We start from the raw sequence: 12,506 nt of genomic DNA, 5'->3' as shown, positions 1-12,506 counted from the left end.
ATGCTGCACAGGTGTGGGCGAGCCCGTGGCTTCAGGCGGTGACGCGTCCGGCCGATCCGGCCGAGAGGACGTCCTCCCGGTGGCAGTGCGGTCGGGGCCCCTGGTGCGGCACGCCCGGCCGGCTCGCGACGCCGCGCCCGATCGCGTTCCGCCCCGTCGAGGACGGCCTGGTGGACGGCGCGGGCACGACCGCGAGGATGTTGATCGTCCCCGGGACGTACGGACCGGTCGGTGCCGCGGTCGCGGCGGCCCAGGTCGGGACGCCGATACCGGTCGTCACCAGGGCGACCACCCCCTCCGACCTCTACAGCGCCGTCACCGCCGCGATCGGCGCGCTCAAGAGCCCGCTGCACGGCGGCGCCAACGAGGCCGTGATGCACATGCTGGAGGAGATCGGCGACCCCGCCCGCACCGCCGACTGGCTGGACGGCGCCCTGGCGGCGAAGCGGAAGGTCATGGGCTTCGGCCACCGGGTCCACAAGCACGGCGATTCCCGCGTCCCGATCATGCAGGCCGCCCTCGACGAGCTGGTGGCCCTGGCGGCCGACCCCGCAACGACCCGGCTCGCCGCCCTGCACGCGGCGCTGCGCGAGGCGGTGCTGGACCGCAAGGGCATCCACCCCAACCTCGACTACCCCGCGGGCCTCGCCTACCACCTGATGGGCTTCGACACCCCCGTCTTCACCCCGCTCTTCGTGATGAGCCGGATCACCGGCTGGACCGCCCACATCACCGAGCAGCTCGCCTACAACGCCCTGATCCGCCCGCTTGCCTGCTACGACGGGCCGGGCCAGCGGCCGGTGCCGGCCTCCGCGTAGGAGACCGGCACCGCCGTCCGGTCAGGCCCGCGGGGTGGTGAAGCGGTAGCCGGAGTCGATCAGGGAGGGGAGGAAGCGCGCGAGGGCGGCCACCGTCTGCGAACGGTCGCCTCCGCCGTCATGGGTGAGCACGATCGCTCCCGGGCGCATCTCCTTCGTGAGCCGACCGAGGATCACGTCCGTCCCCGGCTCGGCCCAGTCCTCCGGGTCGACCGTCCAGCCCATCGGCCTCATCCCGAGCTCCCTGCTCGTCCTGAGCGTCCTCGGGGCCCAGTCCCCGCCCGGGGCCCGGAACCAGGCGGGCGACTTGCCGGTGATCCCGCCGAGGAGGTCGGAGGTGCGTGTCAGCTCCTCCCGCACCTGGGCGTCGTCGGGAAGGTGGCGGAGGTCCGGATGGCTCCAGGTGTGGTTTCCGATGCGGTGCCCCCGCGCCGCGATCTCCCGGACCAGGTCGGGACGGGCGGCCGCGTTCTCGCCGATAAGGAAGAACGTCGCCCGGATCCCGTGCTTCTCCAGCAGCGCCAGGACGTCGGGGGTGTGGCGCGGATGGGGTCCGTCGTCGATGGTGAGGGCCACCACCTTCCCCTCGTCGGCGAGTTCGAACAGCGGCCGACTCTCCGCCTCGGTCAGCACCCTGGGGGCTTCCGGCGCTGTTTCAGGCGCGGCGTCCGGCGCGGCTTCGGGCCCGGCTTCCGGTACGACTTCCGGCGCGGCCGCCGGGGGCACAGGCGCCGGCGGCGGCCCGGCGTTCCCTCTCGGCGCGGTGCCGGGTTCCCCGGCCCGCCGTGCTCCCCCGCACCCTGCGGCGCCGAGGACCGACAACCCGGCCGCGGCCAGGATCAGCCTTCGCGAGACAATCTGATGATCTGACATTTTCTGGGTGTCCCCCCGGGCCTGACACCCCCTCCCGGCCTTCACCCCGAGGGACTCACACCACCACCCGGAAGGCCCCAGGGCCGCACGGTCGGCGGCACGGTGCCGGGCGTCCGTCACCGTCGCCCGGCCGTTCGGCCCCGCCCGGGCGGCTCAGCCGGCGAGCTCCTCGCGCAGCAGGCGGGCAGCGCCGACCAGGCTCTCCAGGGAGGCCCGGGTCTCCGGCCAGCCGCGGGTCTTCAGGCCGCAGTCGGGGTTGACCCAGAGCCGTTCGGCCGGGATCGCGGCCAGGCCCGCGCGCAGCAGGGAGACGGCCTCCTCGGTGCTGGGGACGCGCGGGGAGTGGATGTCCCAGACGCCGGGGCCGACCTCGCGCGGGTAGCCCGCCTCGGCCAGTTCACCGGCGACCTCCATGTGGGAGCGGGTGGCCTCCAGGGAGATGACGTCGGCGTCCAGTTCGTCGATCGCCGTCATGATGGCGCCGAACTCGGCGTAGCACATGTGGGTGTGGATCTGGGTGTCGGCGCGGACGCCGGAGGTGGCGAGGCGGAAGGCCTCGGTGGCCCAGTCCAGGTACGCCGGGCGGGCGGCGGCCCGCAGCGGGAGGGTCTCGCGCAGGGCCGGCTCGTCGACCTGGACGACGGCGGCGCCCCCGGCCTCCAGGTCCGTGACCTCGTCGCGCAGGGCGAGGGCGACCTGGCGGGCGGTGTCGGCGAGCGGCTGGTCGTCGCGGACGAAGGACCAGGCGAGCATGGTGACCGGGCCGGTGAGCATGCCCTTGACCGGGCGGTCGGTCAGGCCCTGGGCGTAGCGGAACCAGTCCACGGTCATCGGGTGCGGGCGGGAGATGTCCCCGGCGAGGACCGGCGGGCGCACGTACCGGGTGCCGTAGGACTGCACCCAGCCGTGCCGGGTGGCGAGGTAGCCGGTGAGCTGCTCGGCGAAGTACTGGACCATGTCGTTGCGCTCGGGCTCGCCGTGCACCAGGACGTCCAGTCCGGCCTTCTCCTGGTACGCGATGACCTCGCGGACCTCGGCCTCCATCCGCTCCCGGTACGCTCCATCGTCGATCCGACCCGCCGTCAGATCGGCCCGGGCGACGCGCAGTTCGGTGGTCTGCGGGAAGGAGCCGATGGTGGTGGTCGGCAGCAGCGGCAGGCCGAGCCGGGCGCGCTGGGCCTCGGCCCGCTGCGGGTAGGCCTGGGCGCGGCGGGCGTCCGCCTCGGTGACGGCGGCGATCCGGGCGCGCACCGCCGGGTCACGGGTGATCGGCGAGCCCGCGCGGGAGGCCAGGTCGGCCCGGTTGGCGGCGAGGTCGGCGGCGATCGCGCCGGTGCCTTCGCGCAGGCCGCGGGCGAGCAGCGCCGCCTCGGCGGCCTTCTGCTTGGCGAAGGCCAGCCAGCGGGCGATCTGGGGGTCGATGTCGCGTTCGAGGGTGGCGTCGATCGGCACGTGCAGGAGGGAGCAGGACGGCGCCACGTCCACGGTGTCGGCGAGGCCCAGCAGGGTGGCCAGGGTCGTGAGGGACTTCTCCAGGTCGTTGATCCAGATGTTGCGCCCGTCGATCACCCCCGCCACCAGCCGCTTGCCGGGCAGGCCGCCGACGGCGGCGAGGTCGTCCAGGTTGGCGGCGGCCGGCCCGGTGAAGTCCAGCGCCAGGCCTTCGACGGGGGCCTTCGCGAGGACGGGCAGGGCGTCGCCGAGCCGGTCGAAGTAGCTCGCGACCAGCAGTTTCGGCCGGTCGGTGAGGGCGCCCAGCTCGCGGTAGGCCCGGGCGGCGGCGTTGAGCTCGGCCGGGGTGCGGTCCTGCACCAGCGCGGGCTCGTCCAGTTGCACCCACGCGGCGCCGGCGGCGCGCAACTCGGCCAGCAGCTCCGCGTAGACGGGCAGCAGCCGGTCCAGCAGGGTGATCGGCTGGAAGTCGGCGGCCACCCCGGGCGCCGGCTTGGCGAGCAGCAGGTAGGTGACCGGCCCGACCAGCACCGGGCGGGCCGCGTGGCCGAGCAGCAGCGCCTCGCGCAGTTCGCCGACCGCCTTGGCCGGGTTCGCCGTGAACACCGTGTCCGGACCCAACTCCGGTACCAGGTAGTGGTAGTTGGTGTCGAACCACTTGGTCATCTCCAGCGGCGCGACGTCCTGGTTGCCGCGCGCCATGGCGAAGTACCCGTCCAGCGGGTCGGTTTCGACCGCGTCCCGGTACCGGGCCGGGATCGCGCCGACGGCGACCGTGGTGTCCAGCACGTGGTCGTAGAACGAGAAGTCACCGGTCGGGACCTCTTCGACGCCGGAGTCGGCGAGCTGCTGCCAGTTCCCCCGGCGCAGGTCGGCGGCGGTGGCCAGCAGCACCTCGGCGGCGACCGAGCCCTTCCAGTAGCCCTCGATGGCCTTCTTGAGCTCCCGGCCCCGGCCCTGGCGGGGGTAGCCGTACGCGGTGGCGACGCTCGCCGCGGCTGCGGACTTCGTGGTCAAGGGACTCTCCTTCGCGAGTCTGTCTCCTCAGAAACCCGGAGACGGCACGAGGGCGCGAAGGGATGACGTACCCGGCGACGGCCGTCACGAGAACGCGTACGGGCCTGCTCCGCCAGGTATGGTCGCCGACCCGCCCACGAGGTCACCGGATAGCCGCACGCGGATCGTCCGCGGGCGGGCAGTGGCAGGTCTTCGGACTCGCGGGCGCGTCCGTCCCGTGAAGGGCGGACACCTACTGGCCGTCGCTTCCCAGACCCGTCCCGGGTCCAGTGCGTATGACGGCGGTCGTTCCCACTCACCGCTGCGGGGCAGTCCCGGACTGGCCAGTCGAAAGGCGTCACCGGGTTCCCTCTTGCGACGCCCTGCCTGGCGGACAGGGCGAACCAGCTGCACCGTCAGCTTAGGGGCAAAGCGCCGGCCTGGCGCGGGAATCTCGGAACCCGTCCGCATGGTGGGACGCCACCGTTGCCTCGCGGCGCCTGCGGTCAGGTCCGCTTCGGGGTATCCGGCGTGCCGGGCAGGGCGGCGTGGATGTCCGCGATCAGTCCGGTCGGGCCGCCGGGCGGGGCTTCGAAGCGCACCGTGGGCTCGAAGTTGGCGCGGCGGGCCGCGCGGCGGAAGACGGTGAGGACGGCCGGCCCGACGACGAGCGCGGCGGTGAAGGTGGTGACGGCGCGGCCGGTGTCCCAGCCGAGCGAGGTGGCCAGGTCGAACAGCAGGTAGCGGTGCCACTGCTCGGTGAAGGGCAGGCCCGGCAGGTAGGCGATCGAGCTGTTCGGATCGGTGGAGAACGGCCAGAAGGAGAGGTTCAGCAGGAAGCCGAAGAGGTAGCCGGAGAAGGCCCCGTACCCGGCCAGCAGCGGCACCTCCCAGCGCCGCCCGGCGCCCGGCAGCAGCCCGGCGAGCATGCCGACGAAGGCGCAGCCGAACATCTGGTACGGCATCCATGGGCCGACCCCGCCGGTGAGCAGCGCCGAGGCGAACAGCGAGGTGCAGCCGAGGGTGAAGCCGAAGCCGGGGCCGAAGACCCGGCCGGCGAGCACCAGGATGAAGAAGACCGTCTCCACTCCGGCGGTCCCGGCGCCGAGCGGGCGGAGTCCGGCGTTGACGGCGGACAGGACGCCGAGCATGGCGAGGGCCTTGGCGTCGATGCCGCCCGCGGAGATCTCCGCGATGACGACGGCGAGCACCAGGACCAGCAGGGCGCCGAAGATCAGCGGCGGCGCGTAGTTGGAGCCGAACCTCCCGGGGGCGACGACGAACGGCCAGGTGAAGGCCACCAGCCCGACGAAGGCGGCCAGGGCGACGACGACGCGGGCCCGGCCGGGGATCCGGACGGCGGTCACCGGGCGGCCTCCGCCGCATCCAGGGCCGCCGCCACCTGACGCACGGTCAGACAGCCGAGCGGGGCGAGGATCTTGGCGGTCTGCGGGGCGAAGGTGGGCGAGGCGACGATGACCTCGGCGGTGGGCCCGTCGGCGACGATCTCGCCCTCGGCCATCACCACGACGCGGTCGGCGGCGGAGGCGACGAACTCGACGTCGTGGGTGGAGACGACGACCGTACGGCCCTCGGCGGCGAGGGCGTCGACGATACCGGTGAGCGCCTCCTTCGCCTGGTAGTCGAGCCCCCGGGTGGGTTCGTCCAGCAGCACGACCCGTGGTGCGGCGGCGAGTTGGATCGCCAGGACGAGGGCCAGCTTCTGCCCCTCGGAGAGGTCCCGCGGGTGGGTGCCGTCCGGGATCCCGGGGGCCAGGCGGTCGAGGACCTGCCGGGCGGTCGGCCCGCCGGCGCCGTCGGCTTCGAGGTCGCTCTGGGCGAGCTCCTGGGCGACCGTCTCCAGGTACAGCAGGTCGGTGGGGGTCTGCGGGACGAGCCCGACCAGCTGCCGGGCCCGCGCCGCGGGCAGCCGCTTGGGGTCCGCGGCCGGTCCGCCCCCGGCGCCGGTGACCTTCACGCTGCCGCCCTGGCGGGGCCCGGAGCCCTGGAGGGCCCACAGGAGCGAGGACTTGCCGGAGCCGTTGCGGCCCATCAGCGCCGTGACCTCGCCCGCCCGCAGCTCCAGCCGGACGTCCCGGACGGCGGCCACCGGCCCGTACCGGACGACCACCCCCTTCGCGTCCAGCACCGGTTCCCCCGCCACCGCTGCCCGGCGCGGCGGGGGAACCGGCACGTTCGTGAGCCGCTCCCGCAGCGGCGCGGCGGCCCGGCGGGCGTCCCGGACGGACAGCGGCAGCGGCCGCCAGCCGGCCAGTCGGCCGAGGTCGACGACGGGCGGCGCGATCGCGGTGTCCCGGAAGACCTCGGCCGGGGGGCCGTGCACGACGGTCCCGTCGCCGGGCAGGTAGGCGACCCGGTCGGCGTACTGGACGACCCGCTCCAGGCGGTGCTCGGCCAGCAGGACGGTCACACCGAGGTCGTGGACCAGCCGGGTGATCGCGGCCAGCACCTCCTCGGCGGCGGTCGGGTCGAGCGCGGAGGTCGGCTCGTCCAGCACCAGGACGCGCGGGTGCGCGGTGAGCACCGAGCCGATGGCGACGCGCTGCTGCTGGCCGCCGGAGAGCTCGTGCAGGGCCCGGTGGCGCAGGTCGGCCAGGCCGAGCAGGTCCAGGGTCTCCTCGACGCGCTTGCGCATGGTCTCCGGCGGGATCGCCAACTGCTCCATGACGTAGGCCAGTTCCTCCTCCGCCGTGTCGGTGGTGAAGCCGGCCGGCGGGTCCTGCCCGACCACGCCGACCACGTCGGCGAGTTCGCGCGGCGGGTGGTGGGCGGTGTCGCGGCCGTCCACGGTGACCCGGCCGCGCAGGGTGCCGCCGGTGAAGTGCGGCACGAGGCCGTTGACGGCGCCGAGCAGGGTCGACTTGCCGACGCCGGTGCGGCCGACCACCAGGCAGAGCTCGCCCTCCGGGATGTGCAGGTCGACGTCGCGCAGGACGGGCGTGCTCTCGCCGTCGTACACCACGCCGACCCGGTCGAATCGGATCACGTGCTCACCTCGGAGGTCGTGCGGTCGGTGCGGTCGGTGGGGGCGGCGTCGGGACGCGTGCCCGGGCGCGGCCCCGGCACGGCGGCGGGTCCGGGCGTCCGGCCGGGCGGCGGCGAGACGATCCCGGCCGCGCCCGCCAGCAGCAGGGCGAGCACCGGGACGAGCGGCAGCGTCGGCCAGGTCAGCGGGTACAGCGACGGGTTGAGTTCGGTGGCGTCGTAGCCGACGGTGGCGAAGAGCAGCACGGCGGCGCTCACCCCGCAGCCGGCCACGCCCCACTCGGCTGCCCGCCAGCGGTCCGGCCGGTAGGTGGTGCGCCGCACCCGCCGCCCGCCGAGCAGCAGGCCCGCCACGCAGAGCACGGCGCCCGCGAGGAAGGCGGGCAGGCCGAGCGCGGCCGGGGCCGTCCCGTCCAGCAGCCCGTACACCCCGGCGCACAGGCCGCACATGCCGAGCAGCATCAGCGCGCCGGTGAGCCGGCGGGAGCGGCGCGAGGCGGTGCCGGAACGCCCGTAGCCGCGCGAGTCCATCGCGGCCGCGAGGCTGAGCGAACGCTCCAGCGCGTCCTCCAGGACCGGCACCACGATGCTGCGCAGAGCACGGACGCCCTTGCGTCGCCCGGCGCGCAACCGCCGTGCCCTGGCGACGCGTTGGACGCTCTGCACCAGCTGGGGCGCGACACTGAGCGACACCGTCACCGCGACGCCCAGCTCGTACAGGGCCCCCGGCAGCACCCGCAGCGCCCGCTTGGGGTTCGCGAGGGTGTTCGCGGCGCCGATGCAGCAGATCAGACAGGCCAGCCGCAGCCCGTCGAAGGCCGCCGAGAGCGTGGCCTCCAGCGAGACCGGGCCGCCGATCTCGATGCCCGCGTACCAGGCGGGGGTGGGGATGTGCGGCAGGGAGAAGAGCAGGTGGTCGTGCGGGGTGACGCCGGTGGCGAAGACGCACCGGAAGACCACCCGGATCGCCACCACCGCCAGGGCCAGCCACAGGTAGTAGGTGAACCCGCGCGCCCACGGGGCCTCGCTGCGGCGGGCGGTGACCACGTAGCCGAGCACGGCGAGGACGAGCAGGAGCAGCAGCGGGTTGGTGGTGCGGCTGGCCGCCGTCGCCAGGGCCAGCGCCCAGGCCCACCAGGCCAGCGGGTGGAGGTTGCGCGGGATGCGCCGGCCCCCCGCGACCCGCCCGGGGGCGCGCTGCGGCGAGCCGGACTCCCGCGTGTCGTGCGTGCCCACCGGATCACTCGGCTCGTCGGCGGCGACGCCGCGCGGCGACCACGGTGGCCACCCCGAGTGCCACGACGAGGACCGATCCGACCACGGCCGGGACCATCGAACCGGGGTCGTGCGGGGCGTCGGCCACCGGGTTGGCGTCCACCACCCCGCCGGACACGGCGGGGGTGGGCGTCGGCGCGGCCACGGCCGTCTGCGGTGTCGGCTGGTCGCTCGGGGCGTCCGTCGGCGGGGCGGTGGACGGCTCGGCCAGCACCGGCGTGGACTCGGGCGCGCCCGGCGGGGTGCTGCCGTCCTCGGGGGTGGCGGCGGGGTCCGTCCCCGGGGCCGCGGCGGACGCGGGCGGACGGGCTCCGCCGGGCTGGGGTGCGGCGGGGGCCGGGGCCCGGCCGGCGGTTGAGGCAGTGCCCCCGGTTGACCCGGAGCCGCTGCCGCCCGTCGTACCGGATCCGCCTGTCCCCCCGGAACCGCCCGAGCCACCGCCGGAGCCGCCCGTCGTGCCCTGCCCCGGGTCGGCCGGTTGCCCACCGGGGCTGGAGTTGTGCGCCCGGACGCTGTCCGGCGAGAAGCTCGGACGCCCCTCGGTGCCCTCGACGTTGGTGCCGCCGAAGATCCACAGGTCGACGCTGCCGGGCTTCGGCTGGTAGAGCATCGCGCCGAGCTGGCTGTAGGACCACTCGTTCTGGCCCGGATCGGCGTGCCAGTACGACCAGTACGCGGTGGCCAGGGGCGTCAGGACGCACTTCTCCTGGTCCGCCGTCGGGTACTGCTTGCCGCCCTGGAAGCCGCTGTAGCCGATCCGGCAGATGAAGGCCGGGCCGTCGTGCCCGGTGCCGGTGGTCTTCCAGCCGCCCTGGTTGAGCAGGGTGTAGCCGGTGGTGGGCGTGGTCCCGCAGGAGCGCAGCAGCGGGCCGCCCCACGTGCCGAAGTCCACGGCGAGTACGGCCCCGGAGGTGGTGGTGCACTGCTCGATCGGCAACGGAGTCGCGGCGGCCGGGGCGGTGCCCACGGCGACTCCGCCGAAGGCGAGGGCGAAGGTCAGCGCCGCCGCCCCGGACAGCCGGGCGAGGCGCGTGCCGGGTCCCCGGCTCACCGGTGACGCCCCGGGCCGGCCGCGGTGCGGCGACGGGCGACGAGGACGGCCGCGGCGCCGAGCGCGGTCAGCGCGCCGGCACCCGCCGTCAGCGCCAGTGCCTGGCTTCCGGTGCCGGCCAGGCTTCCTGAACCGGTCCGCACCGTCACGCCCCCGGCCCCGGCGGCACCGTCACCCTTCGGGATGTCGATGCCGCCGGACGACGGGGTGTCGGTGGCCGGGATCGGCGCGATCGTCGTGGGCGAGCCCGTCGGGGTGCCGGTCGGTGTCCCGCCGGGAGTGCCCGTCGAGGTGGGCGTCCCCGTCGGGGTGGTGGTCGGCGTCCCGGTGGGAGTCGGCGTCGGCGTGCCTCCCAGGTTGCGGGACAGCGTCCCGAAGGAGATGCCGGTGGCACCGCCCAGCACCTGCGTGGACGCCCGGACGTCCGACCCCTGCTGCCCGGCCGCCGCGACGTTGAACCCGCCGTCGCCGTTCTGCTGCCCGGCGAGGAAGTCGAGCGCCTTGGCGATCTGTCCACCGTAGGAGGCCTGGCGCAGCGTCATGCCCTGGACGGCCAGCGCGGCCGAGTTGGTGGAGTCGCCGGCCGCGCCGGGGAAGCCGCCGTCGGGCAGCTGCCGCGAGGCGAGCCAGCCGAGCCCCTGGTCGACCGCCTGGGCGGCCTCGTCCCCGGGGACGAGGGCGAGGGCCATGACGGCCATCGCCGTGCTGTCCACGTCGGAGTCGCCGGTGGCGGGGATCAGGCTCGGCCAGGAGCCGTCCGGGTGCTGGAGGCCCTTCAGGTAGGCGATCGCGGGAGCGGCGCTGGTCGACTCCCCGGCCCGGAGCTGGGCCATGACGGCGAGCGCCTGGGAGAAGACGGAGGTGGCGTAGGTGTAGTTGCCCGGGGCGGCGCAGCCGGTGTTCGCGTCGGCCTTGGCGCACACCAGCGCGGCGAGGGCGGCGATCAGGTCGTGGCCGCCGAAGTCCCGCGGGTTGCGGCCGACGGCCTCGGCGAGCAGCGCCTCCTTGCCGATGGACCCGCCGCCGGCGTACTCGGTGCCGATCGCGGTCCAGTCGTTGACGGTGCGCTCGCTCGCGTCCTTGCCCTGCTGGTCGAGGAAGTCGACGATCCCGCGCAGCGCGGCGTCGTCGGTGCCGGTCGCGGCGAGGGCGTAGGCCCCGTCGATGGTCAGACCGAAGTCGGCGAAGGCCGGGAACCCCTCGTAGTAGTGGCCGTCGATCAGCCGGGCCGGGTCGGTGAGGTAGGCGCTCCCCCTGGCCGCGTCGGGCTTCCTCCCCACGGGCGCGCTCAGGGCCACCGCGGGCGAAGGCGACGCGGACGGTGGGGTGCCGCCGCTCCTGGCGCGGACGGAGTCCGGGGTGAAGCCGGGTGCCCCGCTGGTGCCGCCGATGTCCGTGCCGCCGTAGACCCAGGCCTCGACCTCGCCGGGCTCGGGCTTCTGCGTGCCGGCCCCGAACCGGCTGTAGGACCAGGTCTGTTGGCCGGGTTCGGCGATCCAGTACGACCAGTACGCGGTGGCCTGCGGGGTGTTGACGCACGGCTCCTCGGCCGGTGTCGGGTACTGGGCGCCGCCGTTGAAGGCCCCGGTCCCGAGCCGGCAGATGAAGGCCGGTCCGTCGTGCTCGGTGCCGCTCGTGGTGAAGCCGGCGTTGTGCAGCAGGTTCATGCCCGTCGTGGGGTGGGCGTCGCAGCCCCGGACGACCCCGCCGCCCCAGTGGGTGAAGTCGACGGCGACGATCGCGCCCGTCGTCGCCGTGCACTGCTCGATCGGGTCGGCCGAAGCGGTACCCGGGTAGCCGAGCAGGACCGTGCCGCAGGCGGCGACCGCGACGGTGCCGGCGATCACCAGCGAGGCGAGGTCCCGGTTCCTGTGACGTGTGCGATTGCTGCTGACCCTCACGACGACTCCCTGGTCGGTCGACACGCGAGGCGACGGCGCAGTCGACGGCACCCGGGGAGGGGGCCGTCAAGACCGCGTCGTAGTCCGCGACGACGCAAGTGCTCTGTGAACAGGCCCCCGGTCCAGGCATTCCGGCTCACCCACCCTCAGGCGGGTCCACGGTTGCGGGTCAGCGCCGGAGTTGGACCGGCTTCCCCTGAATGCCGAGGGCAAAAAATCGGTTCATCAGACCATGGCAGTCGACGGAGAGTCAACGGTCCGTCAGGTTCACCGCACCACGGACGTCCGGTGCTCCGGCCCCTTCCGGGGAAGGGGCCGGGGCACCGGTGGGCCCGCGCGGATCAGGGCGCGGTGACGCCCGGCTGCGCGCCGGCGCCGAAGGACCAGCCCTCGACGTCGCCGGGGGCCGGGTCGTAGCTGCCCGCGCCCAGGGTGCTGTACGACCAGGGGCCGCCGTGCTGGGCGTGCCAGTACGACCAGTAGGCGCTGCCGGTCGGGTTGGTGCAGGTCGTCGGCAGGGCGTTGATGGTGCAGACGAAGCCCGGGTAGCGCGGGTGGAAGGCGTACGGGAATCCGGCGCCGGTGAGCGCGGCCAGGCCGCTGGCCGGGTCGCCGGGCGCGCAGCCGGTCTGGATGCCGCCGCCGACGGCGGTGAAGTCGACCACGACGGTGACGCCGGTGGTGCCGCCGCAGGCGGCCGCCCGGGCCTGCGGGGCCTGGACGGCGGAGACGCCGAGCAGGCCGGCGGTGAGGGCCGCCGCGGCGGCGATCGACCCGAGCGTACGGCGGGCCGGGCGGGCCGGGGTGAGGGTGTCGCTCATCGGTGAACTCCTCGCGGTGTCATGGCGGTTCAGCGCGCGGCCGGGACCGGCGGGCATGCCTGGGTCGGGGCCTCGGGGGCGGCCCCGGAGGCGGAGAGCGTGGACAGCGGGGTGCCCGCGAGGCCGAGGACGGCCTGCGCCGTGGCCCGCGCGCCGTTGCCCCCGTTGAAGCCGGTCGCGTCGTAGGCGACGGCGCCACGGACCGCCGGGTCGGCGGAGCAGCCCTGCTGGAGCTTCACCAACCGGCCCCAGGCCTTGAGGCCGGGGCCGAGGCGTCCGCCGGAGAGCAGCGCCTGGGTGGCCAGACCGGTGC

At 75.0% G+C, this 12,506-nt stretch carries 9 protein-coding genes, 1 pseudogene and 2 riboswitches; of the genes and pseudogenes, 1 reads left to right on the top strand and 9 read right to left on the bottom strand.

Annotated features, from left to right (window positions below):
* A partial coding sequence (locus ACFU6K_RS14785; protein ID WP_380663170.1) for a citrate/2-methylcitrate synthase occupies nucleotides 1-818 on the top strand: 818 nt, incomplete at its 5' end.
* 21 nt (nucleotides 819-839) lie between these two features.
* Here ACFU6K_RS14785 and ACFU6K_RS14780 read toward each other — a convergent pair.
* The 9 genes and pseudogenes from ACFU6K_RS14780 to ACFU6K_RS14740 all read right to left on the bottom strand — a co-directional run.
* Nucleotides 840-1,451 (bottom strand): polysaccharide deacetylase family protein, encoded by a 612-nt coding sequence (locus ACFU6K_RS14780; RefSeq protein WP_380663169.1) that lies wholly within the window; start codon nucleotides 1,449-1,451, stop codon nucleotides 840-842.
* A 393-nt stretch (nucleotides 1,452-1,844) separates the two neighbouring features.
* The gene (gene metE, locus ACFU6K_RS14775) at nucleotides 1,845-4,160 is read right to left on the bottom strand and encodes a 5-methyltetrahydropteroyltriglutamate--homocysteine S-methyltransferase (protein ID WP_380663167.1); all 2,316 of its coding nucleotides are present in this window, start codon (nucleotides 4,158-4,160) and stop codon (nucleotides 1,845-1,847) included.
* Nucleotides 4,161-4,325: 165 nt separating this feature from the next.
* Nucleotides 4,326-4,563: riboswitch (cobalamin riboswitch) on the bottom strand.
* Nucleotides 4,564-4,645: 82 nt separating this feature from the next.
* Nucleotides 4,646-5,506, bottom strand: coding sequence for an ECF transporter S component (locus tag ACFU6K_RS14770; RefSeq protein WP_380663166.1), 861 nt, complete (start codon nucleotides 5,504-5,506; stop codon nucleotides 4,646-4,648).
* Entirely contained in the window at nucleotides 5,503-7,146 is a 1,644-nt protein-coding gene (locus ACFU6K_RS14765) for an ABC transporter ATP-binding protein (RefSeq protein ID WP_380663164.1), read from the bottom strand. The genes ACFU6K_RS14770 and ACFU6K_RS14765 overlap by 4 nt, the downstream gene beginning before the upstream one ends.
* Nucleotides 7,143-8,381: a CbiQ family ECF transporter T component gene (locus tag ACFU6K_RS14760; RefSeq protein WP_380663163.1), complete on the bottom strand. Its 1,239-nt coding sequence runs from the start codon at nucleotides 8,379-8,381 to the stop codon at nucleotides 7,143-7,145. The genes ACFU6K_RS14765 and ACFU6K_RS14760 overlap by 4 nt, the downstream gene beginning before the upstream one ends.
* 4 nt (nucleotides 8,382-8,385) lie before the next feature.
* Nucleotides 8,386-9,471: a hypothetical protein gene (locus tag ACFU6K_RS14755; protein ID WP_380663160.1), complete on the bottom strand. Its 1,086-nt coding sequence runs from the start codon at nucleotides 9,469-9,471 to the stop codon at nucleotides 8,386-8,388.
* Nucleotides 9,468-11,372, bottom strand: a complete 1,905-nt coding sequence (locus ACFU6K_RS14750; RefSeq protein ID WP_380663159.1) for a prenyltransferase/squalene oxidase repeat-containing protein — start codon at nucleotides 11,370-11,372, stop codon at nucleotides 9,468-9,470. The genes ACFU6K_RS14755 and ACFU6K_RS14750 overlap by 4 nt, the downstream gene beginning before the upstream one ends.
* 103 nt (nucleotides 11,373-11,475) lie before the next feature.
* A riboswitch (cobalamin riboswitch) is annotated at nucleotides 11,476-11,620 on the bottom strand.
* A 93-nt stretch (nucleotides 11,621-11,713) separates the two neighbouring features.
* Entirely contained in the window at nucleotides 11,714-12,193 is a 480-nt protein-coding gene (locus tag ACFU6K_RS14745; protein ID WP_380663157.1) for a flagellar hook-length control protein FliK, read from the bottom strand.
* A gap of 29 nt (nucleotides 12,194-12,222) precedes the next feature.
* A pseudogene (locus ACFU6K_RS14740) lies at nucleotides 12,223-12,506 on the bottom strand (peptidase); the annotation flags it as partial.

The organism is Kitasatospora sp. NPDC057512 (assembly GCF_042802135.1).
Classification (GTDB): Bacteria; Actinomycetota; Actinomycetes; order Streptomycetales; family Streptomycetaceae; genus Kitasatospora.
The sequence above is the reverse complement of the archived record's forward strand: the minus strand, read 5'-3'. Positions and strand labels throughout refer to the sequence as shown.

Excerpts from the sequence above, each read along its gene's own strand:
- ACFU6K_RS14745 (WP_380663157.1), bottom strand. The coding sequence starts at position 12,193 with ATGAGCGACACCCTCACCCCGGCCCGCCCGGCCCGCCGTACGCTCGGG.